The sequence below is a fragment of the Affinibrenneria salicis genome (assembly GCF_008710095.1).
The window spans coordinates 20,280-46,711 of sequence record NZ_VYKJ01000015.1 but is presented as its reverse complement, the minus strand read 5'-3'; the positions used below and the strand labels follow the sequence as shown (position 1 = coordinate 46,711).

23 protein-coding genes are annotated in these 26,432 nt (G+C 57.5%); 4 read left to right on the top strand and 19 right to left on the bottom strand.

What is annotated here, in order from left to right; translation table 11 throughout:
* Window positions 1-9 precede the first annotated feature (9 nt).
* The 16 genes from dnaE to rpsB form a co-directional block, all read right to left on the bottom strand.
* The gene (gene dnaE, locus FJU30_RS22375) at window positions 10-3,492 is read right to left on the bottom strand and encodes a DNA polymerase III subunit alpha (protein WP_150437190.1); all 3,483 of its coding nucleotides are present in this window, start codon (window positions 3,490-3,492) and stop codon (window positions 10-12) included.
* A gap of 143 nt (window positions 3,493-3,635) precedes the next feature.
* Complete coding sequence (gene rnhB, locus FJU30_RS22370; protein WP_150437189.1) at window positions 3,636-4,232, bottom strand: ribonuclease HII; 597 nt, start codon at window positions 4,230-4,232, stop codon at window positions 3,636-3,638.
* A complete protein-coding gene (gene lpxB, locus FJU30_RS22365) occupies window positions 4,229-5,374 on the bottom strand; it encodes a lipid-A-disaccharide synthase (protein ID WP_150437188.1) in 1,146 nt (381 codons plus the stop codon). The genes rnhB and lpxB overlap by 4 nt, the downstream gene beginning before the upstream one ends.
* A gap of 3 nt (window positions 5,375-5,377) precedes the next feature.
* On the bottom strand, window positions 5,378-6,166 hold the full coding sequence (gene lpxA, locus FJU30_RS22360; protein ID WP_150437187.1) for an acyl-ACP--UDP-N-acetylglucosamine O-acyltransferase: 789 nt from the start codon (window positions 6,164-6,166) through the stop codon (window positions 5,378-5,380).
* 4 nt (window positions 6,167-6,170) lie between these two features.
* Window positions 6,171-6,659 (bottom strand): 3-hydroxyacyl-ACP dehydratase FabZ, encoded by a 489-nt coding sequence (gene fabZ, locus FJU30_RS22355; RefSeq protein ID WP_191091672.1) that lies wholly within the window; start codon window positions 6,657-6,659, stop codon window positions 6,171-6,173.
* A gap of 126 nt (window positions 6,660-6,785) precedes the next feature.
* Window positions 6,786-7,808 (bottom strand): UDP-3-O-(3-hydroxymyristoyl)glucosamine N-acyltransferase, encoded by a 1,023-nt coding sequence (lpxD, locus tag FJU30_RS22350; protein ID WP_150437185.1) that lies wholly within the window; start codon window positions 7,806-7,808, stop codon window positions 6,786-6,788.
* Between the two features lie 3 nt (window positions 7,809-7,811).
* Window positions 7,812-8,309 (bottom strand): molecular chaperone Skp, encoded by a 498-nt coding sequence (gene skp, locus FJU30_RS22345; protein WP_150437184.1) that lies wholly within the window; start codon window positions 8,307-8,309, stop codon window positions 7,812-7,814.
* A 278-nt stretch (window positions 8,310-8,587) separates the two neighbouring features.
* Window positions 8,588-11,011, bottom strand: coding sequence for an outer membrane protein assembly factor BamA (gene bamA / locus FJU30_RS22340; RefSeq protein ID WP_150437183.1), 2,424 nt, complete (start codon window positions 11,009-11,011; stop codon window positions 8,588-8,590).
* A gap of 35 nt (window positions 11,012-11,046) precedes the next feature.
* Window positions 11,047-12,402, bottom strand: coding sequence for a sigma E protease regulator RseP (gene rseP / locus FJU30_RS22335; protein WP_150437182.1), 1,356 nt, complete (start codon window positions 12,400-12,402; stop codon window positions 11,047-11,049).
* Window positions 12,403-12,423: 21 nt separating this feature from the next.
* A complete protein-coding gene (gene cdsA / locus FJU30_RS22330; protein ID WP_150437181.1) occupies window positions 12,424-13,281 on the bottom strand; it encodes a phosphatidate cytidylyltransferase in 858 nt (285 codons plus the stop codon).
* The gene (ispU, locus tag FJU30_RS22325) at window positions 13,275-14,051 is read right to left on the bottom strand and encodes a (2E,6E)-farnesyl-diphosphate-specific ditrans,polycis-undecaprenyl-diphosphate synthase (protein WP_150437180.1); all 777 of its coding nucleotides are present in this window, start codon (window positions 14,049-14,051) and stop codon (window positions 13,275-13,277) included. Before ispU ends, cdsA begins: the two co-directional genes overlap by 7 nt.
* Window positions 14,052-14,245: 194 nt before the next feature.
* Window positions 14,246-15,442: a 1-deoxy-D-xylulose-5-phosphate reductoisomerase gene (ispC, locus tag FJU30_RS22320; protein WP_150437179.1), complete on the bottom strand. Its 1,197-nt coding sequence runs from the start codon at window positions 15,440-15,442 to the stop codon at window positions 14,246-14,248.
* A 234-nt stretch (window positions 15,443-15,676) separates the two neighbouring features.
* Window positions 15,677-16,234: a ribosome recycling factor gene (frr, locus tag FJU30_RS22315; RefSeq protein ID WP_150437178.1), complete on the bottom strand. Its 558-nt coding sequence runs from the start codon at window positions 16,232-16,234 to the stop codon at window positions 15,677-15,679.
* A 204-nt stretch (window positions 16,235-16,438) separates the two neighbouring features.
* On the bottom strand, window positions 16,439-17,170 hold the full coding sequence (gene pyrH, locus FJU30_RS22310) for a UMP kinase (RefSeq protein ID WP_150437177.1): 732 nt from the start codon (window positions 17,168-17,170) through the stop codon (window positions 16,439-16,441).
* A 142-nt stretch (window positions 17,171-17,312) separates the two neighbouring features.
* Window positions 17,313-18,170 carry a translation elongation factor Ts gene (gene tsf, locus FJU30_RS22305; RefSeq protein WP_150437176.1) on the bottom strand — a complete coding sequence of 286 codons (858 nt, stop codon included), beginning with the start codon at window positions 18,168-18,170 and terminating at the stop codon, window positions 17,313-17,315.
* A gap of 114 nt (window positions 18,171-18,284) precedes the next feature.
* A complete protein-coding gene (gene rpsB / locus FJU30_RS22300; RefSeq protein WP_150437175.1) occupies window positions 18,285-19,010 on the bottom strand; it encodes a 30S ribosomal protein S2 in 726 nt (241 codons plus the stop codon).
* 342 nt (window positions 19,011-19,352) lie between these two features.
* Between rpsB and map the strand changes: the two genes are divergently transcribed.
* From map to FJU30_RS22280, 4 genes are all read left to right on the top strand, one after another.
* Window positions 19,353-20,147 (top strand): type I methionyl aminopeptidase, encoded by a 795-nt coding sequence (map, locus tag FJU30_RS22295; RefSeq protein WP_150437174.1) that lies wholly within the window; start codon window positions 19,353-19,355, stop codon window positions 20,145-20,147.
* Between the two features lie 237 nt (window positions 20,148-20,384).
* Window positions 20,385-23,051 carry a bifunctional uridylyltransferase/uridylyl-removing protein GlnD gene (gene glnD / locus FJU30_RS22290; RefSeq protein WP_223881667.1) on the top strand — a complete coding sequence of 889 codons (2,667 nt, stop codon included), beginning with the start codon at window positions 20,385-20,387 and terminating at the stop codon, window positions 23,049-23,051.
* Window positions 23,052-23,210: 159 nt separating this feature from the next.
* Window positions 23,211-24,035 (top strand): 2,3,4,5-tetrahydropyridine-2,6-dicarboxylate N-succinyltransferase, encoded by an 825-nt coding sequence (gene dapD / locus FJU30_RS22285; RefSeq protein WP_150437172.1) that lies wholly within the window; start codon window positions 23,211-23,213, stop codon window positions 24,033-24,035.
* Between the two features lie 175 nt (window positions 24,036-24,210).
* Complete coding sequence (locus FJU30_RS22280) at window positions 24,211-24,600, top strand: DUF3461 family protein (protein ID WP_150437171.1); 390 nt, start codon at window positions 24,211-24,213, stop codon at window positions 24,598-24,600.
* A 53-nt stretch (window positions 24,601-24,653) separates the two neighbouring features.
* Here the strand turns inward: FJU30_RS22280 and FJU30_RS22275 are convergent, their stop codons facing one another.
* From FJU30_RS22275 to FJU30_RS22265, 3 genes are all read right to left on the bottom strand, one after another.
* On the bottom strand, window positions 24,654-25,100 hold the full coding sequence (locus FJU30_RS22275) for a flavodoxin (RefSeq protein ID WP_150437170.1): 447 nt from the start codon (window positions 25,098-25,100) through the stop codon (window positions 24,654-24,656).
* A 104-nt stretch (window positions 25,101-25,204) separates the two neighbouring features.
* A complete protein-coding gene (gene truC / locus FJU30_RS22270; RefSeq protein WP_150437169.1) occupies window positions 25,205-25,987 on the bottom strand; it encodes a tRNA pseudouridine(65) synthase TruC in 783 nt (260 codons plus the stop codon).
* Window positions 25,980-26,312, bottom strand: coding sequence for a YqcC family protein (locus FJU30_RS22265; RefSeq protein ID WP_150437286.1), 333 nt, complete (start codon window positions 26,310-26,312; stop codon window positions 25,980-25,982). The genes truC and FJU30_RS22265 overlap by 8 nt, the downstream gene beginning before the upstream one ends.
* Window positions 26,313-26,432: the final 120 nt, after the last annotated feature.

The window sequence follows — 26,432 nt, the reverse complement described above, 5'->3', positions numbered from 1 at the left end:
ATTCCTATATTAGTCAAATTCCAGTTCCACCTGTTCCAGACCCACCAGCTTACGCAGCTCAATGAGCAAAGCTTCGGCTGGCGTAACCCGCCATGCCGCGCCAAAGCGTAACCGGGCTCGCGCATCCTCGCGCTGGTAGTAGAGATGCACCGGAATCGTCCCCGATCGATGGGGTTCCAGCGACTGGCGGAGACGGTTTAAAAGCTGGTCATCAATTTGCCTGTCGGTCAGCGAGATAGCAAGACCGCGCGCATATTTTTCCCGCGCTTCGCTGATATCCATTAACTCGCGGGCAGTCATTTTAAGTCCCCCGCTAAAGTCATCAAAGCTGACCTGTCCAACTGCTATCAGGATACGGTCTTTTTCCAGCAAATGCTGATATTTTTCCAGCGCATCGGTGAATAGCATCACTTCCAGACGACCGGAACGATCATCCAGCGTACACACGCCGATGCGGTTGCCGCGTTTGGTCACCATCACGCGCGCACCCAGCACCAGCCCAACGGCGGTGGTCATTTTGCCGCGCTCCGTAGGATGCATATCCTTCAGGCGCAGCCCGCCGGTATAACGTTCTATTTCTTTCAGATACTGCGTTATCGGGTGGCCGGTCAGATACAGACCCAGCGTTTCCCGCTCGCCGTCGAGCACCACCTGTTCAGGCCACGCCGCCACCGTACTGTACGACTGTTCGATCTGCTCCGGCGCTTCGGCCAGCACGCCGAACATATCGGTCTGGCCGATGGCCTCCGCTTTGGCATGCTGATCGGCCGCCTTCAGCGCATCGCCCAGCGAGTTCATCAGCGCGGCCCTGTGCGGCCCCAGCCGATCGAAGGCGCCGGACATAATCAGCTTTTCCAGCACGCGCCGGTTAAGCTTTTTGATATCGGTGCGCGCGCACAGGTCGAACAGCTCTTTAAAATAGCCGCCCTGGTTGCGCGCTTCGATAATCGCTTCGATCGGCCCTTCGCCCACGCCCTTGATCGCGCCGATACCGTACACGATCTCGCCGTTGTCATTGACGTGGAAGTGGTATAACCCGCTGTTGATATCCGGCGGCAGAATTTTCAGCCCCATACGCCAGCATTCATCCACCAGACCAACCACCTTATCGGTGTTGTCCATATCCGCCGTCATTACGGCCGCCATGAACTCCGCCGGATAATGCGCCTTCAGCCACAGCGTCTGATAGGAAACCAGCGCATAGGCCGCCGAGTGAGATTTGTTAAAGCCGTAACCGGCGAATTTCTCCACCAGGTCGAAGATTTTCATCGACAGCTCGCCGTCGATGCCCATCCTCTCCGCGCCCTCTTTAAACACCGAGCGCTGTTTCGCCATCTCCTCCGGCTTTTTCTTACCCATCGCGCGGCGCAGCATATCCGCGCCGCCCAGCGTATAGCCAGCCAGCACCTGGGCAATCTGCATCACCTGTTCCTGATACAGGATAATACCATAGGTCGGCTCCAGCACCGGCTTGAGCGACTCGTGCTGCCACTGGCTATCCGGGTAGGAAAGCTCTTCTCGCCCGTGCTTACGGTCGATAAAGTTATCCACCATGCCCGACTGCAGCGGGCCGGGGCGGAACAGCGCCACCAGCGCGATCATATCTTCAAAGCAGTCCGGCTTCAGGCGTTTGATCAAATCCTTCATGCCGCGCGATTCAAGCTGGAACACCGCAGTGGTTTCCGAACGCTGCAGCATATCGAAACTTTTTTTATCGTCGAGCGGAATGGCCGCAATATCGATCGGCTCCAGACCCTGTTTGGCCCGGCGCGCATTGATCATCTCCAGCGCCCAGTCGATGATGGTCAGCGTACGCAGGCCGAGGAAGTCGAACTTCACCAGACCGGCATACTCAACATCGTTTTTGTCGAACTGAGTCACCGGATGGTTGCCTTCGGCGTCGCAGTATAGCGGCGCGAAGTCGGTAATTTTAGTCGGCGAGATCACCACGCCGCCCGCATGTTTACCGGCGTTACGCGTGACCCCTTCCAGCTTGCGCGCCATATCGATCAGCGCCTTGACTTCCTCGTCCGCATCATAGATTTCCTGCAGCTGCGGCTCGGCGGCGAACGCCTTTTCCAGCGTCATGCCCGGGTCGGGCGGCACCAGCTTAGAGATCCGATCGACAAAACCATAGGGATGGCCGAGCACCCGGCCAACGTCGCGGATGACCGCTTTCGCCGCCATGGTGCCGAAGGTGATAATCTGCGATACCGCGTCGCGGCCGTACATCTCCGCCACGTGATCGATAACCCGGTCGCGCTTCTCCATACAAAAGTCGACGTCGAAGTCGGGCATAGAGACGCGTTCCGGGTTAAGGAAGCGTTCGAACAGCAGATCAAACTCCAGCGGATCGAGATCGGTGATTTTCAACGAGTAGGCCACCAGCGAGCCGGCGCCCGACCCTCGTCCCGGTCCTACCGGCACATCGTTATCCTTCGACCACTGGATAAATTCCATCACAATCAGGAAGTAGCCGGGAAAGCCCATTTGGTTGACCACCTGGAGCTCAATCTCCAGACGCTCGTCATACTCCGGCCGCTTCTGCGCCCGCACCTGCGGATCCGGGAACAGGAACGCCAGCCGTTCCTCCAGCCCCTCTTTGGCGCGTTTTACCAGATAATCTTCCGTCGACATGTCGCCGGTCGGGAACTGAGGCAGGAAGTATTCGCCCAGACGGATGGTCACGTTGCAGCGTTTGGCGATTTCCACGCTGTTGATCAGGGCTTCGGGAATGTCGGCGAACAGCTCGCACATCTCTTCTTCGCTGCGCAGATACTGCTGCTGGCTGTAGTTGCGCGGCCGTTTGGGATCGTCCAGCGTATAACCGTCGTGAATGGCTACCCGAATCTCATGCGCATCAAAGTCTTCAGGACTGATGAAGCACACATCGTTGGTCGCCACTACCGGCAGCCCGCGTTCGGTGGCCAACGCCACCGCCGCATGCAGGTAACTCTCTTCGTCCGGTCGACCGGTGCGGATCAGTTCCAGGTAGTAGCGATCGGGAAAATGCTCCTGCCAGAAATCCAGACACTGATCGACCAGCGCCTGGTTGCCGCGCAGAATGAATTTGCCGGTATCGCCCATGCGGCCGCCCGACAGCAGCAGCAAGCCGTGGCTGCGCCCGATCAGCCAATCGCGCTGAATGACCGGTCCGGCCGCGCCATACCCGTTCTGGTAGGCCTGCGAAATCAGCAACGTCAGGTTCTGGTAACCTTCGTTGTCCATCGCCAGGATGGTCAGATGCGCCAGCTCATCGCCCAGCAGTTCGCTCTGCAGATAAATATCCGCGCCGACGATCGGCTTAACGCCGGCCCCGTTGGCGCCGCCGTAAAACTTCACCAGACCGCACAGGTTGGTGAAATCAGTGATCGCCAGCGCCGGCATCCCCATCGAGGCGGCCTTTTTGACCAGCGGCCCGGTTTTAGCCAGGCCATCAATCATGGAATAGTCACTGTGAACACGCAGGTGAACAAAACGTGGTTCGGCCATATCCAGATACCAGAGTTAATCGATTAGTCAGCAGGTTACCCGGGGCAACCCTCCGATAGGCGGTGCGTATATTCATCGTCTCCGGCGCAGCGCGGCAACATCACGCGCCCGCACACGGCGCCGGAATGCAATGGAATAATGCGCTAAGCCAGACCGAGCGCGCGTTTAACCGGCGCGAAGCTGCGTCGGTGATAGATCGTCGCGCCCAGCAGGGCCAATTTTTCCAGATGAAAGGCGGTCGGGTAGCCTTTATGCTGCGCAAAGCCATATTCGGGGAAACGCCGATCGAGCTCAACCATTTCGCTATCGCGCGCCACTTTGGCCAGAATCGACGCCGCGCTAATTTCCGCCACGCGGCTATCGCCTTTCACCACCGCCAGCGACGGCATCGGCAGCGCGGGGCAGCGATTGCCGTCCACCAGCACCCATTCGGGCGTGACGGCCAGACCCGCGACGGCGCGCTGCATCGCCAGCATGGTGGCGTGCAGGATATTGAGCCGGTCGATCTCCTCCGGCTCGGCGCGCCCCAGACTCCAGGCCAGCGCCTTCTGTTTAATTTCCAGACTCAGCGCCTGACGACGTTTTTCGCTCAATTTTTTCGAGTCCGCCAGGCCGACAATCGGCCGGGTCGGATCGAGAATCACCGCCGCCGTCACCACGGCGCCGACCAGCGGACCGCGCCCCACCTCATCCACGCCGGCAATCAGCGCCGCCGACGGGTAAATGAATACATCACTCATGCTTTAACTCGTTCCAGCACCGCCTGTGCCGCCTGTTCGTCCGCATTGCAGCGAATCTGCCGGTGCAGTTGCAGAAAGTCGCGCCGCAGCGACTCGGCGCGTTCGCCGCCTTCCAGCCACGGCAGCAGCGCCGCCGCCAGTTTGTCGGGCACGCAATCCTGCTGCAACAGCTCCGTCACCAGCTCGCGTCCGGCCAGCAGATTCGGCAACGACACCCACTGGGTTTTCACCAGCTTGCGCGCCAGCCAGAAGGTCAGCGGCTTCATCCGGTAACCAACCACCATCGGACATTTAGCCAGCATACACTCCAGCGCCGCGGTGCCGGAAGCCAGCAGCGCGGCATCGCTGGCGATCATCGCCTCGCGCGCCTGCCCGTCCAGCAGGTGCAGCGCCAAATCAGGCGCCACCGCCAGTTTAATCGCCTCAAACTGTTGCCGCCGCTTCTGGTTGACCAGCGGAACCACAATCTCCAGCGCCGGGAAACGCGCCCGCAACAGACTGGCCGTTCGCAGAAAATCGGCGCTCAGCATTTCCACTTCCGCGCCCCGACTGCCCGGCAGCAGAGCCAGACAGCGCGCATCCGGCGCCAGCCCGAGCGTTGCTCTGGCCGCCAGTTTATCCGGCTGCAGCGGCATCGCATCGGCCATGGTATGGCCAATAAAGCGGCAGGGAACGTTGAATCGATCGTAAAAGGCTTTTTCAAAAGGTAAAAACGCCAGCACCAGATCGGTCGCCTTGCCAATTTTGAAAACGCGTTTTTGACGCCAGGCCCAGACGGACGGGCTGACATAATGAATAGTGCAGATACCGCGCTGTTTCAACCGTCCTTCCAGCGTGATATTGAAATCCGGCGCGTCGATGCCGACGAACACATCCGGTTTGAGTTGGCTGAAACGCCGGGTCAGATCGCGACGGATTTTCAGCAGCCGGGGCAAACGCTCCAGCACTTCCACCACGCCCATCACGGCCAGTTCTTCCATCTCGTACCAGGCTTCGCAGCCCTCGGCCTGCATACGCGGCCCGGCCACGCCGACAAAACGGGCGTCCGGCACCTTCGCTTTTAGCGCGCGGATCAGTCCGGCGCCAAGAATATCGCCGGAGGTTTCTCCGGCGACTAATCCAATCACTAACGGGCGCGGCATGGATTAACGAATGATGCCGCGCGTCGAGCGGGCAAAGAAGTCGACAAATGACTGCACTTCTTTGCACTCCGCCGCCAGCGCTTCGATCTCTGGCTTTACTTCATCCAGGGTTTTGCCACTGCGATAAATAAGCTTGTAGGCATTGCGAATCGCATGCTGGGCCGCTTTATCGAACCCGCGCCGTTTCAGACCTTCGATATTGATGCCGAACGGCGTGGCGTGGTTACCCTGCGCGATCACGAACGGCGGCACGTCCTGCGCCACGCCGGAACAGCCGCCCACCATAACGTGGGCGCCGATGACGCAGAACTGATGCACCGCGGTCATGCCGCCGATGATGGCGTAATCGTCCACCGAAACGTGGCCGCCCAGCGTCGCATTGTTGGCCAGAATACAGCGATCGCCAACCACGCAGTCGTGCGCAATATGTGTATTGATCATCAGCAGGTTATCGCTGCCGACTTTAGTCACTCCCCCGCCCTGTTCGGTGCCGCGATGAATGGTGACGCTTTCGCGGATACGATTGCGATCGCCCACCTCAACGCGAGTTGGCTCACCGGCGTATTTCAGGTCCTGATTAACTTCACCAATAGAGGCAAACTGATAAATTTCATTATCACGGCCAATCTTAGTGATGCCATTAACCACAACGTGTGATTTCAGTACCGTGCCGGCGCCGATTTCCACCTGGCTGCCAATAAAGCAAAACGGGCCAATGTGCGCGCCGGCGCCGATGACGGCGCCGTCTTCCACAATGGAGCTGGGGTGAATAAAGGCGGTTTGATCAATCACGATATCAGGCCTCCCGACGACGAGCACACATCATTGACGCTTCACAGGCAATTTCGCCATCAACCTTGGCCACCCCTTTGAAACGCGCAACGCCGCGCCGCTCTTTAATAAACTCGACCTCCAGGATCATCTGATCCCCTGGCTCTACAGGACGTTTAAAACGCGCCTCATCAATGGCCGCGAAATAATACAGTTCGCCTGGCTCCAGTTTACCGACGCTTTTAAACGCCAGAATGCCGGTGGCCTGAGCCATGGCTTCCAGAATCAGCACGCCCGGAAAAATAGGTTTGCCAGGAAAATGCCCCTGGAAGAACGGTTCGTTAAATGTAACATTCTTAACTGCACGTAAAAACTTCCCTTCCTCAAAATCGAGGACGCGATCTACCAGCAAAAAAGGAAAACGATGTGGTAGCAGCTCTAAAATCTCTTCAATATGCAGAGTATGAGTGTCAGTAGTCAAAATACTCTTCCTGTCAATAAATTCGGATGACATCAACAACACGGCCTGCACCGACCCCAAACAAGGGTCAACCGGCAGGCCGCAAATTTAGAATGGAACGCTTAAAAACGCTCGCACCGTTACTGTAACTCACTACCCGGTAAGGCAAGACACCGATGACTAGTCTTTATCGATTTTTCGTTCAACGGCTTTTAACCGTTTATTTATCTCATCAATATTCATCACCAGCGCCGCCGTCTTGCGCCAGACCTTGTTGGGCTGCAACGGAATCCCCGAAGAGTATACCCCAGGTTCGGAAATTGGTCGCATAACCATGCCCATTCCCGTTACCGTCACTTTGTCGCAGATTTCCATGTGGCCGTTGATCACGCTGGCGCCGCCAATCATACAGTAACGACCGATCTTCAGACTACCGGCCATGATCACGCCGCCCGCCACCGCGGTATTGTCGCCAATCACCACGTTATGCGCAATCTGACATTGGTTATCAATGATGACGCCGTGACCAATCACCGTGTCGTCCAGCGCGCCGCGGTCAATAGTGGTACTGGCGCCGATCTCTACCCGATCGCCGATACGCACCGTGCCGAGCTGAGGGATTTTAACCCAATTGCCGCGATCGTTCGCATAGCCGAAGCCATCCGAGCCGATCACCGCACCGGACTGAATCAGGCATTTTTCGCCGATTTCCACCCGATGATAAATCGTGACGTTGGCCCACAGACGGGTGCCGTTGCCAATGCGCGCCTCTTTGCCGATAAAGCAGCCGGCGCCGATGACCACGTCATCGCCTAGCACCGCGCCGGATTCAATCACCGCATTCGCCCCAACGGCGACGCGCTGCCCGAGGGTAGCCTGCGGAGAAATGACCGCGCCCGGCGCGATATCCTGCGCCGGAGAGGGCGTGGTATCCATCAGTTGCGCCATACGCGCATAGGTCAGATAGGGATTTTTCACCACCAGCGCCGCACGCTGGCAGTATGGCAAATCCGCTTCCGTCAACACCACGGCGTCGGCCTGCGTCGCCGCCAGTTGCTCACGGTAACGGCTGTCTGACAAAAACGTAATCTGCCCAGCCTGCGCCGAATGCATAGACGCTACACCGGTGATGACGATGTCGCCATCACCGTGTAGTTGCGCATCCAACTGTTGTGCCAGATCGGCCAGTCGAACTGAGTGCATGTATTATTTAACCTGTTTCAAAACATCAGCGGTGATATCTTTCGCATTAGCAGCGTAAGCCACGGCATTGGCGTCGATCACCACGTCATAACCTTCTTTGCTGGCGACGGATTTCACGGCGTCCTGAATACGGCTCAGGATCTTATTGCGTTCTTCCATCTGACGGCGGCGGTTATCCTGCTCGAAAGCCTGCGCTTTGTTGGAGAACTGTTCGCGCTGCGCCATCACGTCTTTTTCCAGCTTGCTGCGTTCGCTGGCCTTCATGGTCGAACCATCGCGCTGCAGACGCTGCATTTTGGTTTGCAGATCGCGTTCCTGGGACTGAAGTTCAGAGGCGCGGCCCTTGAATTCGTTTTCCAGCTGTTTCGCCACCGTATCACGCTGCGGCAACTGCTGGAAAATGCTGGCGACATTGACCACCGCAATTTTGTCTGCTGCCTGAACGCCGGCAGAAGCTGCCAGAGCTAAACCTAAACCTGCGGCACATAACCACTTTTTCACTATAAACTCCTCAACATAACCTGTTTGTGTCGATGACACTTTTACCGTGTTAAACCGGGGAGCAAGGCCTGAAAGCCCGACCGCCCTGGCGGTGTAACGCCCGGCCATGTCACACCTGTAACTTACCTTTATAGCTATCCCCTTTTGGTCTTTCAGACCGCGCGCGGCGGGCTTCCCGTCTTCCCGCGCCCGTCTTCTCGACTAAGCGCCAGGGAAGGCTTTCGGCTACCGGCCGCCGCCTGAAATCCGGCAGGGAGATACGTTCTGCCGACGTCACATTACCAGGTTTTACCGATATTAAACTGGAACTGTTCCGACTTGTCTCCATCGTACTTTTTAACCGGCTGGGCATAGGAGAACACCAATGGCCCAAGCGGAGACATCCATTGTAAGGCAATACCCGTCGATACGCGGAAGTTATCGGGTTTGCTGTAATCAGGCACGCCGGCTTCCGTCGTATAGTACGTATTTTCCCAGTTGGTATCCCACACCGTACCGCCATCGACAAACAGCGAGGTGCGCACCGAGTTGGCGTATTTTTCGCTGATAAACGGCGTCGGCACAATCAGCTCGGCGCTCAGCACCGCCATAGCGTTGCCGCCGATGGCGTCATCCGATTTTTCCACCGGACAGTTGGCGTACGAGGCATTGGCGGACGAGCACCTGTAGTAGGCCGCTTTCGGGCCAATGGTATTCGACTGGAAACCGCGCACCGAACTGGAGCCGCCAGCATAGAAGTTATCGTAGAACGGCACTTCCTTACCGCCCAGACCGTCGGCATAGCCCGCGCGCGCGCGGCCCATCAGTACCCAATTGTGATTATCGCTTATCGGGAAGTAGCTGGCCGAATCAAAGGTCACTTTATAATATTCGTTGTCCGAACCGGGCACGGTCACCTTGGCGTTTAGCGAGGCGCGTGTGCCGTCGGTCGGGAAGAAGCCGCGATCCAGATTGTTGTATACCCAGCCGGCGTTGACGAAGAAATCATTCGCTTTAAAGTCGGCGTTGGAATGGGAATTGGTGGTGACGATATCCGGCTCTACGCCGACTTTATTCAGATAGCGCCACATCGACACCTGCGGCGACATATCGGCCACGTCGTTATGCACGTAGTCGAGGCCGAGACGCAGCGAGTTGTTCTCGTTAATCGGGAAGCCGAGGGTGCTGCCGATGCCGTAACTGCGATTGGTGTAATCGGACAGGTCCGCGTCATAGGCTTTAAAATCGTTATAGAAAATGCGCCCGCCCAGGCTAACGCCGTCGACGGTGAAGTACGGGTCGGTCAACGACAGTTCGACGTAGGTCTGATAGTCGTTTTTGGTACCGCTGATACCGACCGAATTACCGGTACCCAGCCAGTTGTCCTGCTGCACGCCCGCCTGGAAGCTGACGCCGCTTTCCGTACCGAAGCCGATGCCGAAGTTAAAGCTGCCGGTATTACGCTCTTTCACCTTATAGGTCACGTCGACCTGATCGGCGGTGCCCGGCACGCGCTGCGTTTCCACGTCCACGCTTTCAAAATAGCCCAGACGGTTCAGGCGCTCTTTGCCCTGTTCGACCAGATCGTTGCCCAGCCAGCCGCCTTCCATCTGGCGCATTTCACGGCGCAGCACAGAATCTTTGGAGGTATCGTTGCCCTCAAAGCGCACGCGGCGCACGTAGAAACGGTTGCCCGCATCCACATTAATATTCAGTTTAACCGTCTTATCCGCATCGTTGATATCCGGCTGCGTAATCACGCGTGGGTAAGCGTAGCCATAGCGGCCCAGCAGCTTTTTAATATCTTCTTCCATGCGCGTTACCCGGGTGCCGTTGTACAGCTCGCCCGGTTCGATCTTCGTCAGTCCTTCGACTTCGGCGGAGTGGCCGGCCAGGTTGCCGTTCACCACCACGCCGGACAGTTTGTACTGATCGCCTTCCGTCAGGTTGATGGTGATATAAATGCCTTTCTTGTCCGGCGTCAGGCTGACCTGGGTGGAATCAATATTAAAACGCGCGTAACCGCGATCAAGATAGAAACTGCGCAGCGTTTCAAGATCGCCGGACAGTTTCTGCTTCTGGTATTTGCGGTCGCCGACCACGTTCCACCAGGGCACCTCGTCGCGCAGCTGGAAACGCGAAATCAGCTCTTCGGTGCTGAACGCATGATTACCAACGATATTGATCTGCTGGATCTGCGCCGACATGCCTTCGGTAAACACCAGCTTCAGGTCTACGCGATTACGCGGCAGCGGCGTGACCACGGCTTTCACCGACGCGCTGTATTTCCCTACGCTGTAGTAGAAATCCTCCAGACCTTTCTCGATGCTGGACAACGCGGTGCGATCGAGCGCCTCGCCGACCCGCACCCCGGAGGCTTCCAGGTTCTGTTTCAGCATGTCGTCTTTCACCGACTTATTGCCGGAGAAGGTGATACTGGCGATGGTCGGACGTTCTTTCACCTGCACAATCAGCGTACCGCCGTCGCGCAGAACCCGAACGTCTTCAAAATTACCGGTGGCGAACAGCGCTCGAATCGTATTACCGATATCGTCATCGCTGATGCTATCGCCAACGCGGACCGGCATGCTAAGCAATGCCGCACCGACAGCAACCCGCTGCAGGCCCTCGAAATGAATATCTTTCACTACGAACCCGTCTGCACCGTATACGGTGGCGCTGCTGAACAGCAGCGACGCTATGAGCAACTTTTTCATCGCCATCGTTGTTATGCGTTTTTCCTGGTCTGCCCCACGCCCTACAGGCGGGAGAAATCATTGAAAAGTGCAAGCCCCATTAACAGCATCAGCAGAATCGTACCGACGCGATAACTGAAGTCCTGTACTCGCTCAGAAACCGGCCTGCCTTTCAGCTTTTCAATCGCCAAAAAGAGCAGGTGTCCACCATCTAACACCGGCAGAGGGAACAGATTGATAATGCCTAAGTTGACGCTAATCAGCGCCAAAAACATCAGGTAATAAATCAACCCGTAGTCCGCTGACACCCCTGCCCCCTGCGCAATCGAAACCGGGCCGCTCAGGTTGTTCAGCTTTACATCGCCGGTAATCAGCTTACCTAACATACTGACCGTCAGCTTCATCAGTTGCCAGGTTTTCTCTCCGGCATGATAAATGGCGTTAAACGGGCCATACTGACGCAGCATTCTGTATTCTTCCGGCAGCGGCGTGACCTTCGGCACAATGCCGGCAAAGCCTTCGATCCGCCCGCGGGAGGCCGATTTGCTCGCCGGAATCAGCGTTAGCGTCAGACTGGCGCCGCCCCGTTCCACCTCCAGCAGAATGTCGCTGCCGGGATTATCCCGGATAGTGGTGGCCAGCGTCTGCCAGCGCGTCAGCGGCAGCCCATCGACTTTAACGATCCTGTCCCCGACTTGTAAACCCGCATTTTGCGCCGCCGAACCGGCCTGAACCTGAGTCAAAACCGACTCGATTTGCGGGCCGCGCGGAATAATGCCCAGCGAGGTCACCGGATCCTGCCTCTCGGGATCGAAATGCCAGTCGCGCAGATCCAGCGTTTTGCGCGTGAGTCGATCGGAGCCGAAAGGCGCGGTTTCGATCGTCACTTCGCCGTCGCCGATTTTACCGATCAGCGCCAGGCGCGCCGTATCCCAGTCAGGCGTTTCGATGCCGTCAACGGACTTTAGTTCCATTCCGGGCGTGATTTCCGCCTGCAAAGCGATAGAATCGGGCAATATTTCGCCAACCACCGGCCGAACGCCGGGCACGCCGATCACAAAGACCAGCCACCAGGCGATAACGGCAAAGAGGAAATTGGCAATCGGTCCGGCGCTGACAATCGCCGCGCGCTGCCAGACGGTTTTATGATTGAAGGCCAGATGGCGCAGCTCCGGCGCCACCGTATCGACACGCTCATCCAGCATTTTAACATAGCCGCCAAGCGGAATAAGCGCGATGACGAACTCCGTCCCCTGGCGATCGCGGCGGCGCCACAGCGCGCGGCCAAAGCCTATCGAGAAACGCTCGACCTGCACTCCGCAGCGACGAGCAACCCAGAAGTGGCCGAATTCATGCACGGTGATCAGGATACCCAGTGCAACGATAAACGCAGCCAGACTCCAGAGGATATTCATCATAAATAATCCCTAACGTTCGCCTTAAACGGTTTTAAACACCAGCAGCAACAGGCAGGCAAAAACCGGTACCGCCGCCGTCAGGCTATCAATACGATCCAGCACGCCGCCGTGCCCCGGGATCAGATGGCTGCTGTCCTTAATGCCCGCTTCGCGTTTAAACATGCTTTCGGTCAGATCGCCCAGTACCGAAGCCAGCGCGGCGACCACCGAACAAATCAGCAACGTGAGCGGCGCAATCGCCAGCGGCGCATAGCGGCCGAACAGCCAGGACAACACGGCCGAGGTGGCCAGGCCGCCGACCAGCCCTTCCCAGGTTTTGCCCGGCGACACTTTCGGCGCCAGCTTATGCCGGCCGAACAGCTTGCCGAATACATAAGCGCCGCTGTCCGCCCCCCAGACCAGCAGCATGACGTACAGCAGCCACCAGGCGCCGGAAAACGGATCCACATCATAATTGTACTGGCGCAGCGCCATCATACCCCAGAAAAACGGGATAATCGTCAACACGCCGAACACCAGGCGCAGGACGCGGGAATGGTGCCACAGCGCCGCGGACGCCGGATAAAACAAAACCAGCGCCAGCGCAACGAGCCACCATACCAGCGCGACCCACAATGCGGTACTGATTTGCAAAACATTAACAGAATAATGGTACGCCGGCAGCGAGAGCATCATCAGCGCCAGCAAAAAACCACAGAAGACAGCCAGCCAGACGCGCTGGCAGTGGGAAGCGAAACCGGCCATCTGGCCCCATTCCCAGGCGGCCAGCATACACACCGCCAGCGTGACCAACGCGAAACCGAGCGGCGGTAATAAAAACAGAGCGGCGATGACAACTGGAATTAAAATAAAAGCGGTTATCAGGCGATACTTCAGCAAAAGTTCCCCCCAGGATGCTCAGCATCGGCAGGTGTTGTTCCCCCGAAGCGGCGCTCACGCTGCGCAAATGCAGTCAGCGCACCTTCAAAGACTTGTTCATCAAAATCGGGCCAGAGAACATCGGTAAAGAACAGTTCGGCGTAGGCGATCTGCCACAGCAAAAAATTACTGATGCGATGTTCACCGCCGGTCCTGATCACTAAGTCCACCGGCGCCTGTTCGTTCAGGCAAACATGCTGGCATAAGGATTCTTCAGTGATCTCATCCGGGCGCAGTTGCCCTTCCTGTACCTGTTCCGCCAGACGTTGCACCCCCTGAATAATATCCCAACGGCCGCCATAATTCGCCGCAATATTCAGCGTGAGTCCCGGATTATTTTTAGTTAATTCTTCGGAACGGCGAATGCGTTCCTGCAGGCGCGGGCTAAAACGGCTGATATCGCCGATGATGCGCAGACGGACATGATGTTTATGTAAACTTTTCACTTCACTATCCAGCGCGCGGACAAACAGCTCCATCAGCGCCGTCACTTCCTGCGCGGGGCGGTTCCAGTTTTCACTGCTAAACGCGTACAGCGTCAACGCATCCAGGTGACGACTGACAGCGAAACTGACCGCGCGCCGCACAGATTTCACACCGGCCTGGTGACCGAAGATCCGCAGTTTCCCCCGGCTTTTCGCCCAGCGGCCGTTGCCATCCATAATGATAGCGACGTGCCGCGGCCCGGAGAATGGCAAATTATTTGCACTTTGTTGATTTTCGGACGGCATAACGCGTACTTATTTCCTCAAGTAAGAAATACAACAGTCCTTCCGTAACATCAGACCCGTGAGCGCAAAAAAGCCGTGAGCAAGCACGGCTGTTCGCATCGCCGGTATCATAACATTCTGTTACCGATGATGAGAGGCGCAGACTATACCACCTCCATCGTGCATGAACAAACTGAGCGAGAGCGACACGCGCTTTACTTCCGGTAACTTACCAGACGCTGATTGGCGCTCTGACGAGCCCAACGATCGATTGATAAGACCTCATCAACGCTTACCGGTTCCGCCAACGTCAGCCGGTCGATCACCTGCTGATTAATCGCGGCAATATCGGTAAAACGGATGCGGGACTGCAAAAAGGCTTCCACCGCCACTTCATTGGCCGCATTGAGCGCCGTGGTGGCGGCCTGGCCCTGTTCAAACGCATCGATAGCCAGTTGCAGACAGGGATAGCGTTGGTAGTCGGGCGCGCTAAAGGTCAGTGCGCCCAGCCGGCAAAAGTCCAGCGGCGTTACCCCGGCATCGACCCGCTGCGGATAAGCCATCGCGTGCGCAATCGGCGTACGCATATCCGGCGAGCCCAGTTGCGCCAACACGCTGCCGTCCCGGTAGCGCACCATCGAATGAATCACCGACTGCGGATGAATGATCACTTCCATCTGCTTCGCCGAAGCGTTAAACAGCCAGCGCGCCTCGATGTACTCCAGACCTTTATTCATCATGGTCGCGGAATCGACCGAGATCTTACGCCCCATCGACCAATTGGGGTGCGCGCACGCCTGGTCCGGCGTCACCTCCCGCAGCGCGGCCAGCGGCGTTTCACGGAAAGGACCGCCCGAGCCGGTCAGAACAATGCGCTCAATTCCATTGCGCTCCAGAGAAGCGTAGCCTAACTGGCGCTGAATTTGCTCAGGTAAACTCTGAAAAATAGCATTATGTTCGCTGTCTATCGGTAAAAGCTGCGCGCCGCTGTGCGCCACCGCGTCCATAAACAGACGGCCGCAGGTCACCAGCGCTTCTTTATTAGCCAGCAGCACCTGTTTTCCGGCCCGAATGGCCGCCAGCGTCGGCAGCAGCCCGGCCGCCCCGACGATCGCCGCCATTACCTGGTCCACGTCATCCAGCGCCGCCAGCTCGCAGGCGGCCTGCGGCCCGGATAACACCTCCGTCCGGCAGCCCTGCTGGCGCAGGATCTCGCGCAGCGCCTGCGCCGCGGCTTCATCGGCCATCGCGGCCCACGCCGGACGAAAGGCCAGGCACTGCCGCGCCATTAACGCCACATTGCGCCCGGCCACCAGGGCCCTGACGGAAAATTTATCCGGGTTTGCTTTGATCACGGCCAGCGTGCTGGTGCCAATGGAACCAGTGGAGCCAAGAATAGTCAGTTGCTTCATCAACATGCTCTGAATAACTGGATTTGATAGCAGGAAGGTACGTGAGTCTGATAGCACGGCCATCATCTGTCTATGAAGCACATAGCAAAATGACGACAACAAACCTGAACGTCCTGAGAGGCTTAGCCTGCATCAATGGAGTCATTAACCAATGATAAAAAATAAAGCGCCGCAGGCGAGTTCACTGCGAACAGCGAAGACTCTCACTCTGCGACGCTCCCTGCAGTTAATGGATTAGAAATCCATTAACTCGGTTTCTTTTTCCGCCAGCGCGGCATCTATTTTTTTGATAAAACCGTCGGTCAGCTTCTGGATATCATCCTGTGCGCGACGCTCTTCATCTTCGCTGATCGCTTTGTCTTTCAGCTGCGCTTTCAGTTTATCGTTCGCATCGCGGCGCACGTTACGCACCGATACGCGGCTCTGTTCGGCTTCACCACGCACAATTTTAATCAGATCTTTACGACGCTCTTCCGTCAGCGGCGGCAGCGGAACGCGAATCACCGCACCGGCGGAGGAAGGGTTAAGGCCTAAATCAGAGGCCATGATCGCTTTTTCCACCGCCGGGCCGAGGCTACGGTCAAATACCGTAATGGCCAGAGTGCGGGAGTCTTCCGCCACCACGTTTGCCAGCTGGCGCAGCGGTGTCGCGCTGCCATAATACTCGACCTGAATGCCGTCGAGAAGACTGGGCGATGCCCGGCCGGTACGAACTTTGCTGATCTGAGATTTGAAAACCTCAACGCACTTATCCATGCGTGTTTCAGCATCTTTTCTGATTTGACTAATCACGTTGTGAACCCTTGCAAAACTGGTTGCCTGGCGGACCGCGCCAGAGCGCGATCCGATGAATATTAACGCCAGCCGTCACGACTGGCCGAAGCGGGCAATCTCACGCATCACCAGCGCATGATATTACCTTATAGCCGACCGCTTTAAAACCGCGGAGGCGTTCTCCCGCCGCCGAGCCTGAAAGCCGCCGGCAGAGTATTGCCGTCAGCCGTTGCTGCTAATCAGCGTCCCTTCTTTTTCGCCCATCACCACGCGACGCAGCGCGCCGGGTTTATTCATATTGAATACGCGAATCGGCAGATTGTGATCGCGTGCGAGGGTAAAGGCGGCCAGGTCCATCACTTTGAGTTCACGTTCCAGCACTTCCTGATAGCTCAGGGTTTCGTACAGCACTGCCGTCGGATCCTGCACCGGATCGGCCGAATAGACGCCGTCGACCTTAGTGGCTTTCAGCACCGCATCGGCCTCGATTTCAATACCGCGCAGACAGGCGGCCGAATCGGTGGTGAAGAAAGGATTGCCGGTGCCCGCCGATAAAATCACCACGCGATTATTGCGCAGCAGGCTGATCGCCTCGGCCCAGCTATAGTTATCGCAGACGCCATTAAGCGGAATAGCGGACATCAGACGGGCGTTCACATAGGCACGATGCAATGCGTCGCGCATGGCGAGGCCATTCATGACGGTAGCCAGCATCCCCATGTGGTCGCCCACAACACGATTCATCCCCGCTTTCGCCAGGCCCGCGCCGCGGAACAGATTGCCGCCGCCGATTACCACACCGACCTGAATGCCCAGTTCAACCAGTTCTTTCACTTCCTGAGCCATGCGGTCCAGAATGCTCGCATCGATACCAAAACCATCTGGACCTTGCAGCGCTTCGCCACTCAGTTTAAGCAGGATTCGTTGATATACAGGTTTTGCATTGGTTGCCATGGTGTTCTTGTCCTAACAAGCCGTTGTTGTACTGGAAATTGTGCCGCAACCTCTCGTTATACGCCAGCAGAGCGGCAGAGAGCGGCTGAATTTAGTGTGGCAGGATAAAAAGGAACCGCCAGTCGGCGGCTCCTCATGTTACTTAAGACTGCTTGCTCATCGCAGCGACTTCCGCCGCGAAATCAACTTCAGCCTTCTCAATACCTTCGCCAACTTCGAAACGAACGAAGCCGGTAACGTCAGCATTGTGCTCTTTCAGCAGTTGAGCAACGGTTTTGTTCGGGTCCATCACGAAGTGCTGGCCGGTCAGAGAGATCTCGCCGGTGAACTTGCGCATGCGGCCTTCAACCATTTTTTCCGCGATTTCACGCGGTTTGCCGGACTGTACGGCGATATCCAGCTGGATCTGGTGTTCGCGCGCAACGACGTCGGCCGGTACGTCTTCAGGCTTAACGTATTCCGGTTTGCTGGCGGCGATGTGCATCGCGATGTGTTTGATCAGCTCTTCGTCCGCGCCGGTAGCGGCAATCAGCACGCCGATGCGGGCGCCGTGCAGGTAAGAACCCAGCAGTTCGCCTTCCAGAACGGTCACGCGACGGATATTGATGTTTTCACCAATTTTCGCCACCAGTGCGGTACGGGTGTCTTCGAATTTCGCTTTCAGTACTTCAACGTCGCTGATGCGTTCGTTGAGCGCGGCGCTGACCACTTCTTCGCCAAACGCTTTGAAGCCGGCATCTTTGGCGACAAAGTCGGTTTCACAGTTCAGCTCAACGATGACGCCAAATTTGCCGTCAGCGGAAATTTTAGTCAGGATAATACCTTCAGCAGCCACACGGCCTGCTTTCTTAGCGGCTTTAGCCTGGCCGGACTTACGCATGTTGTCGATAGCCAGTTCGATATCGCCGTTTGCTTCAACCAGCGCTTTTTTACATTCCATCATGCCTGCGCCAGTACGCTCACGCAGTTCTTTTACCAGGGCAGCGGTAATTTCAGCCATTATCTTTTCCTCGGTTATCTCATGGTGGGGAGATAAGTAAAAAAGGGGCCGTAAAGGCCCCTAACCAACATATGTCAATACCTGGTTAATAAGGGCTCTTGCGAGCAGGCCTTATTATTCAGCTTCAGTGAAGCTTTCTTCCGCCTGTTCGACCAGATCCTGAGAACGGCCTTCACGGATAGCGGTGGCAACTGCGCTCAGGTACAGGTTAACTGCACGGATCGCATCGTCGTTACCAGGGATAATGAAGTCAACGCCATCCGGATCGGAGTTGGTATCAACGATAGAAAATACCGGAATACCCAGGTTGTTGGCTTCTTTGATTGCAATGTGTTCGTGGTCAGCATCAACAACGAACAGCGCGTCTGGCAGGCCACCCATATCTTTGATACCGCCCAGGCTGTTTTCCAGCTTGTCCAGTTCACGAGCGCGCATCAGCGCCTCTTTCTTGGTCAGCTTATCGAAAGTGCCGTCCTGGGACTGGGTTTCCAGATCTTTCAAACGCTTGATGGACTGACGAACGGTTTTCCAGTTAGTCAGCATGCCGCCCAGCCAGCGATGGTTCACGAAGAACTGATCGCAGCTGACTGCAGCTTCTTTTACCGCTTCGCTTGCTGCGCGTTTGGTGCCCACAAACAGAATTTTGCCTTTACGAGAAGCGATTTTGCTCAGCTCGGCCAGGGCATCATTAAACAGGGGGACGGTTTTCTCAAGGTTGATGATATGAACTTTGTTACGCGCGCCGAAGATGAACGGTTTCATTTTCGGGTTCCAGTAACGGGTCTGGTGACCAAAGTGTACGCCAGCCTTGAGCATGTCGCGCATGGAAACAGTTGCCATGATTACCTCTATAAATTAAGTATGGGGTTATGCCTCCACGTGTCCCATAACGCCGACCCCAGGGTAAAAGACCCGGGAGCACCCCGGCGCATGTGCCGACACGTGTGTGTTATATACACAAAGTGAGTTTCCGGTGTATCGGCCGATAACGCGAAAGATATCCAGCCGGATCACCGGCGCGCTTTATACCATAATCCCGCCCGGGACACCAACATTTGTTGCGCTTCGCGCGCGCCGACAGAATGATAATTTGGCACCGTCTGACAGGGCTGATAACATAGGTTATTAGTTTCGTTCCTTAATTCATTCCGTCGCTTATACGACACCTGCGGACAACTTTTCATGGCAATATCAATAAAGACAGCTGAAGATATCGAAAAAATGCGCGTGGCCGGACGTCTGGCCGCCGAAGTGCTGGAAATTATCGAACCCCACGTAGTGCCGGGCGTCAGCACCGGCGAACTGGACAGAATCTGTCACGATCACATTGTTAATAAACAAAAAGCCGTTTCCGCCTGCCTCGGCTATCACGGTTTCCCCAAATCCGTCTGCATTTCGATCAATGAAGTGGTCTGCCACGGTATTCCCAGCGACGACAAAAAGCTGAAAGACGGCGACATCGTCAACATCGACGTCACGGTCATTAAAGACGGTTTCCATGGCGATACGTCGAAAATGTTTATCGCCGGCAAGCCGACCATTCTCGGCGAACGCCTGTGCCATATCACGCAGGAAAGCCTTTACCTGGCGCTGCGCATGGTCAAACCGGGCATTCGTCTGCGCACCCTCGGCAAAGAGATTCAAAAATTCGTCGAAGGACATGACTTCTCCGTGGTGCGAGAATACTGCGGCCACGGCATCGGCACCGGCTTCCACGAAGAGCCGCAGGTGCTGCACTATGACGCCGACGACGGCGGCGTGGTGCTGCAGCCGGGCATGGCCTTCACCATCGAACCGATGGTCAACGCCGGCGACTACCGCATCCGCACCATGAAAGACGGCTGGACGGTAAAAACCAAAGATCGCAGCTTGTCGGCGCAGTATGAGCATACTATTGTGGTAACCGAAAACGGCTGCGAAATAATGACGCTGCGCAAGGATGACACCATCCCCGCCGTCATTACCCATCAGGGGTAAACCAACGCCGCTATCGCTCAGCGTAGCCGCCCGCCGACACGGGCGGTTAAACCGCCGACGCGTAATATTCCGCGGCATCGCTTCCCTCTCCGTCAGACCGCCGCTCCCCGCCCGCACGGGCGGAGAAACCTCATGAGAATCGTCGCCTGACTCCATGAGCGGAGCCGGCGCGGCGCGGAAACGAGGGGGACGGCATTGTCCGGCGAATCCAGTTGCTAAATGGATGGGATGAGCATTATGAACGACAGACTCGCGCAATCCGATCGCGCTATCGATGCCGGGCAACCCGCATCCCCACTGAGCTACAGCGATGACATGCTGGGGTGCGCCGCGCTCAAGCAGGCGCTGGAGCAACATCAGAACTGGATGGCCGAACGCTTTCGCCAGGGCGTTGACGCGGAAACGCTGATCGACGCGCGCACGCTGTTCATCGATCATCTGCTGCAGCGTCTGTGGCGTTTTTACGGTTTTGAACAGATCCCGGCCTGCGCGCTGGTCGCCGTCGGCGGCTATGGGCGCGGAGAACTGCATCCGCTGTCCGACATCGACGTACTGATCCTGAGCCAGGATAAGCTCGACGACGACCAGGCGCAGCTGGCCGGCCAGTTGATCACTCTGCTGTGGGATCTGAAGCTGGAAGTCGGCCACAGCGTGCGCACCCTGGCGCAGTGCCTGCAGGAAGGACTGGCCGATATTTCCGTCGCCACCAATCTAATCGAATCCCGTCTGGTGTGCGGCGACGTGACGCTGTTTCTGCAACTGCAAAAACAGGTGTTCAGCGACAGTTTCTGGCCGTCGCAGCAGTTCTTTTCGGCCAAACTGACCGAGCAACAGGAGCGCCATCAGCACTATCACAGCACCAGCTATAACCTGGAGCCGGATATTAAAAGCAGCCCCGGCGGGCTGCGCGATATTCATACGTTGCTGTGGGTCGCGCGCCGCCACTTCGGCGCCACTTCGCTGGATGAAATGGTCGGTTTTGGTTTTCTGACCGAAGCCGAACGCAAGGAGCTGAACGAATGCCAGAGCTTTCTGTGGCGCATCCGCTTTGCGCTGCACCTGGTGTTGACCCGTTACGATAACCGCCTGCTGTTCGACCGGCAGCTTAGCGTGGCGCATATGCTGCACTACGAAGGGGAAGGCAACGCCCCGGTAGAGCATATGATGAAGGACTTCTTCCGCGTCACCCGCCGCGTCAGCGAACTGAACCATATGCTGCTGCAGCTGTTCGACGAAGCGATTCTGGCGCTGGAAACCTGCGAAAAACCGCGCCCGCTCGATCGGGACTTTCAGCTGCGCGGCCGCTTAATCGACCTGCGCGACGAGACGCTGTTCATGCGTCAGCCCGAGTCCATCATGCGGATGTTCTATCTGATGGTGCGCAACCGTGAGATCAAGGGCATCTACTCCACTACCCTGCGCCAGTTGCGCCACGCGCGCCGCAATCTGAGCAGCCCGCTGTGCACCATTCCCGAAGCGCGCCGGCTGTTTATGTCGATTCTGCGCCACCCTCGCGCCGTTAAACGGGCGCTGCTGCCGATGCATCGCCACAGCGTGCTGTGGGCCTATATGCCGCAGTGGCACAAGATCGTCGGCCAGATGCAGTTCGATCTGTTCCATGCCTATACCGTCGACGAGCACACCATTCGCGTCCTGCTGAAACTGGAAAGCTTCTCCGACGAGAGAATGCGCCAGCAGCATCCGCTGTGCGTCGAGATCTATCCCCGGCTGCCGCAGCCCGAACTGCTGCTGCTGGCGGCGCTGTTCCACGATATCGCGAAAGGACGCGGCGGCGACCACTCGGAGCTGGGCGCGCAGGACGCGCTGGAATTCGCGGCGCTGCACGGCCTGAATTCGCGCGAAGCGCAACTGGTTTCCTGGCTGGTGCGTCGCCACCTGATGATGTCGGTGACCGCCCAGCGCCGGGATATTCAGGATCCGACCGTCATTCAGCAGTTTGCCGCCGAAGTGCAGAGCGAAACCCGCCTGCGCTACCTGGTCAGCCTGACCGTAGCCGATATTTGCGCCACCAACGAAACGTTGTGGAACAGCTGGAAACAGAGCCTGTTGCGCGAACTCTACTTCGCCACGGAAAAACAGCTGCGGCGCGGCATGCAGAATACGCCCGACCTGCGCGAGCGAGTGCGCCACCACCGCCTGCAGGCGCTGGCGCTGCTGCGCATGGACAATATCGACGAAGAGGCGCTGCACAATATCTGGAGCCGCTGCCGCGCCGACTACTTCCTGCGTCACTCGCCCAACCAGCTGGCGTGGCATGCCCGTCATCTGCTGGAGCACGATACCAGTAAACCGCTGGTGTTGATCAGCCATCAGGCCAGCCGCGGCGGCACCGAGATCTTTATCTGGAGCCCGGACCGACCCTATCTGTTCGCGGCGGTGGCCGGCGAACTGGATCGGCGCAACCTGAGCGTACATGACGCGCAGATCTTTACCAGCCGCGACGGAATGGCGATGGATACGTTTATCGTACTGGAGCCGGACGGCAGTCCGCTGGCGCAGGATCGGCATGAAATGATCCGCTACGCGCTGGAACAGGCGTTGACCCAGCGCCACTATCAGAATCCGCGCGCGCGCCGCGCCGCGGCCCGCCTGCGCCATTTCAGCGTGCCGACTGAAGTCAACTTCCTGCCGACCCACACCGATCGCCGCAGCTACATGGAGCTGATCGCGCTCGACCAGCCAGGTCTGCTGGCGCGCATCGGCGAGGTTTTCGCCGATCTGAATCTATCGCTGCACGGCGCGCGCATCACCACGATCGGCGAACGGGTGGAAGACTTATTTATTCTGGCCGACGGCGCGCGGCGTGCACTGAGTCCCGAATTGCGCGGCGAATTACGCCAGCGGTTGATAGATACACTCAACCCGAACGATAAAATATCGTAAGATGGGTGATGTGAACGCAACGCCCTGACGGCCTCGTCGCCATCGCCTCCCCGCCCAGCGTCGCGCCATGCGAACGTTGCGCGACGGGACGGAGCGACAGGCCGTCAGCCGGCTGACTATTAATTTTTACCCATGATCATCAGGAAAGAGAATAACAGGATGCAGCAATTACAAAACGTTATTGAACAAGCCTTCGAACGCCGCGCTGAAATTACGCCGGCCAGCGTGGATACCGTCACGCGTGAAGCGGTTAATCAGGTCATTGGCCTGCTGGATAGCGGCGCCCTGCGCGTGGCAGAAAAGATTGACGGCCAGTGGGTGACCCATCAGTGGCTGAAGAAAGCAGTTCTGCTCTCTTTCCGCATTAACGATAACCGCATCTCCGAAGGAGCGGAAACCCGCTACTACGATAAAGTGCCGATGAAATTCGCCGACTACGACGAAGCGCGTTTTCAGCGGGAAGGCTTCCGCGTCGTTCCGCCGGCCAGCGTGCGCCAGGGCGCGTTTATCGCCCGCAATACCGTGTTGATGCCGTCCTACGTCAATATCGGCGCTCACGTTGACGAAGGCACCATGGTCGACACCTGGGCCACCGTCGGTTCCTGCGCGCAGATTGGTAAAAACGTTCACCTGTCCGGCGGCGTCGGCATCGGCGGCGTGCTGGAGCCGCTGCAGGCCAACCCGACCATCATCGAAGACAACTGCTTTATCGGCGCCCGTTCCGAAGTAGTGGAAGGCGTGATCGTAGAAGAGGGCTCGGTGATCTCCATGGGCGTCTTTATCGGTCAGAGCACCAAAATCTACGACCGTGAAACCGGCGAAGTGCATTATGGCCGCGTACCGGCGGGCTCGGTGGTGGTTTCCGGCAACCTGCCGTCCAAAGATGGCCGCTACAGCCTGTACTGCGCGGTAATCGTGAAAAAAGTGGATGCCAAGACCCGCGGTAAAGTCGGCATCAACGAACTGCTGCGTACCATCGACTAAAGCGCATTCGGCGCCGTTGGGCGCCGTACGATAGCGTCAGGCTGCGGGCGGAGAGCCGTCTCCGTGCTGCGGGCAGCCTGAACGTTATCAAGATAGATCAACAAGCAGGCATGGCCGGGTAGGCGATTCAAGGCCGTAATGAAACGATAACGCTGAAGACGACAAAGGTGGATCCATGTACGACAATCTGAAAAGCCTGGGCATTGCCGATCCGGGTGAGATCGAACGTTATAGCCTGCGCCAGGAGGCCAGCAACGATATCCTGAAGATCTATTTCCGCAAGGACAAAGGCGAGTTTTTTTCCCGCAGCGTGAAATTTAAATACCCGCGCCAGCGTAAAACGATCATGGCCGACAACTCCGGCCAGGGGTATAAAGAGATCAACGAGATCAGTCCAAACCTGCGCTATGTGATCGATGAGCTGGACCAGATTTGCCAGCATGAACAGGTGGAAGTCGATCTGAAACGCAAGATTCTCGACGACCTGCGTCATCTGGAAAATGTGGTTAACAACAAAATCCGTGAAATCGAAGCCGATCTGGAAAAACTAAGCAAAAATCGCTAATGCTTTACGCGCACCGGGGTAGCCAACCTGCCGCCGCGGTGCGATCCCGTGACTCAGACCTCAATCTGCTGAGCCCAGGCCTCAACCCACGGACAGGCGACCACTTCCGGTTCCGGATTCTCGGTGGCGTCAATCTCCAGCACGTCCCCGCTGCGCTGCGCGCCAGTTTCCTGTAACAACGCATCGAACTTACGGCCCGCGCCGCAAAAGTGATCGTAACTGCTGTCGCCCAACGCGATCAGCCCGTAATGCAGCGTCGGCTGATAGACGCCGCCGTCGCGCAGCGCCTGATAGAGCGGCGCAATAGTATCCGGCAGATCGCCTTGCCCGGTGGTGGAGGTCACCACCAGCACATGCTGATAACGCTGCCAGGATTCAAGCGAGCCTTCCTCAAACAGCGTAACGTCGTGTCCGCGCTCTCTGAGGATATTTTCTGCTTCTTCGGCCACCAGCAACGCATTTCCGTAGACCGTTCCCACAAAAATACCAATCTGCGCCATCTCTCTGACTCCTGTAGTTAGCGGCTTAGCTTAGATACCCGTCGTTGTTCAGCGCGGCGCCGATCGGCCGCATCCGGAACCGGACGAATATTGGTTCGACTGTCTTATAAAAAAGAGCTGCTATCCTGACCGGACTGCGCGGCAAACTCAACCCTTTCAAAATCAGGGAGAAGCCCTTGCCAGCCAAATTGCCGCATCGCGCCCTGCCACGGGGCGTCCCAGCGGGCGTCCAGCGCCAGCGGTTCGCCGCTGATCGGATGCGTCAGCGTCAGCCGGCTGGCGTGCAGCATCAAGCGGGGGCAGCCGAAATGCGCGGCCATGGCGCGATTCTGCCGTAGATCGCCGTGGGCCGAATCGCCGATAATCGGGTGACGGATATGGGAAAGATGGCGGCGCAGCTGATGCTTGCGGCCGGTTTCCGGCGTCAGCTCCAGCAGGCTGTAGCGCACGCTGTCGTAGCGGCCGACCGCTACCGGCCGTTCGACGCGGGCTAGCGCGCGGTAATGGCTGACGGCCGGCTGCGGCGCTTTATCCGGCGAGCTGAACTTGTCGGCGATTTTATCCAGCTCTTCGGTCAGCGCGTAATCGATGGTGTCCTGCTCATGGACGTAGCCGCGCACCACGGCGTGATAAACCTTGCGTACGCCGTGCCGCTCGAACTGCTGCGACAGCAGGCGGGCCACCTCGGGCGATAGCGCCATCAGCAATATGCCGGACGTAGGGCGATCCAGGCGATGGACCGTATATACATGCTGTCCGATCATGTCGCGCACGGTCTGCATCAGCACCACTTTCTCTTTACGATCGAGCCAGCTTCGGTGCACCAGCCAGCCGGAAGGCTTATTGACCGCCACCAGATGTTCATCCTGATAAATGATTTCAGGCATCGCTATCTCCGGCAAAAAAAGTATCCAGCTGGCGCAGATGGGCCAACAGCCGCGCCAGCCCGGCGGCATCGCCTTCCAGCGCCTCTTCAAAATAGGGCGTGATGACGAAGCGCGCCGGCAGCGCCGCGCCGCTGTCTAGCAAAGCGTGCATACGCGGCAGCAGCACCCACTGCAGCCACTGTTCAGGGCGCAGCGTATCAATACAGAACGGCTCGCTGCTGGCAAAGGCTTCGCCGGCCGGCGGCTGCGTCTGCCATAAAGCGATATCCCGCATCGCCTGTTCGATCGCCAATAGCGACGCTCTTATCTGCTGTTCTGTACTCATCATCGTTTCCTGCCGGGTCAAAGGGTAAAGGATAACATTGAACCCTGCCCCGCCCAACGTTCCAGCCGAATCGCGGACAGAAAAAGGGGGTACTGAAATTCAGTACCCCCGATGCGTTTT

Bases quoted from the DNA above. Each gene is read 5' to 3' on its own strand.
- pyrH (WP_150437177.1), bottom strand. From the start codon at position 17,170: ATGGCAACCAATGCAAAACCTGTATATCAACGAATCCTGCTTAAACTG.
- ispU (WP_150437180.1), bottom strand. From the start codon at position 14,051: ATGCCGTCCGAAAATCAACAAAGTGCAAATAATTTGCCATTCTCCGGG.
- lpxB (WP_150437188.1), bottom strand. From the start codon at position 5,374: ATGCCGCGCCCGTTAGTGATTGGATTAGTCGCCGGAGAAACCTCCGGC.
- FJU30_RS22280 (WP_150437171.1), top strand. From the start codon at position 24,211: ATGTACGACAATCTGAAAAGCCTGGGCATTGCCGATCCGGGTGAGATC.
- tsf (WP_150437176.1), bottom strand. From the start codon at position 18,170: ATGGCTGAAATTACCGCTGCCCTGGTAAAAGAACTGCGTGAGCGTACT.
- dnaE (WP_150437190.1), bottom strand. From the start codon at position 3,492: ATGGCCGAACCACGTTTTGTTCACCTGCGTGTTCACAGTGACTATTCC.
- rpsB (WP_150437175.1), bottom strand. From the start codon at position 19,010: ATGGCAACTGTTTCCATGCGCGACATGCTCAAGGCTGGCGTACACTTT.
- map (WP_150437174.1), top strand. From the start codon at position 19,353: ATGGCAATATCAATAAAGACAGCTGAAGATATCGAAAAAATGCGCGTG.
- rseP (WP_150437182.1), bottom strand. From the start codon at position 12,402: ATGATGAATATCCTCTGGAGTCTGGCTGCGTTTATCGTTGCACTGGGT.
- rnhB (WP_150437189.1), bottom strand. From the start codon at position 4,232: ATGAGTGATGTATTCATTTACCCGTCGGCGGCGCTGATTGCCGGCGTG.
- fabZ (WP_191091672.1), bottom strand. From the start codon at position 6,659: ATGTCATCCGAATTTATTGACAGGAAGAGTATTTTGACTACTGACACT.
- ispC (WP_150437179.1), bottom strand. From the start codon at position 15,442: ATGAAGCAACTGACTATTCTTGGCTCCACTGGTTCCATTGGCACCAGC.
- FJU30_RS22265 (WP_150437286.1), bottom strand. From the start codon at position 26,312: ATGAGTACAGAACAGCAGATAAGAGCGTCGCTATTGGCGATCGAACAG.
- FJU30_RS22275 (WP_150437170.1), bottom strand. From the start codon at position 25,100: ATGGCGCAGATTGGTATTTTTGTGGGAACGGTCTACGGAAATGCGTTG.
- truC (WP_150437169.1), bottom strand. From the start codon at position 25,987: ATGCCTGAAATCATTTATCAGGATGAACATCTGGTGGCGGTCAATAAG.
- bamA (WP_150437183.1), bottom strand. From the start codon at position 11,011: ATGGCGATGAAAAAGTTGCTCATAGCGTCGCTGCTGTTCAGCAGCGCC.
- lpxD (WP_150437185.1), bottom strand. From the start codon at position 7,808: ATGCACTCAGTTCGACTGGCCGATCTGGCACAACAGTTGGATGCGCAA.
- dapD (WP_150437172.1), top strand. From the start codon at position 23,211: ATGCAGCAATTACAAAACGTTATTGAACAAGCCTTCGAACGCCGCGCT.
- glnD (WP_223881667.1), top strand. From the start codon at position 20,385: ATGAACGACAGACTCGCGCAATCCGATCGCGCTATCGATGCCGGGCAA.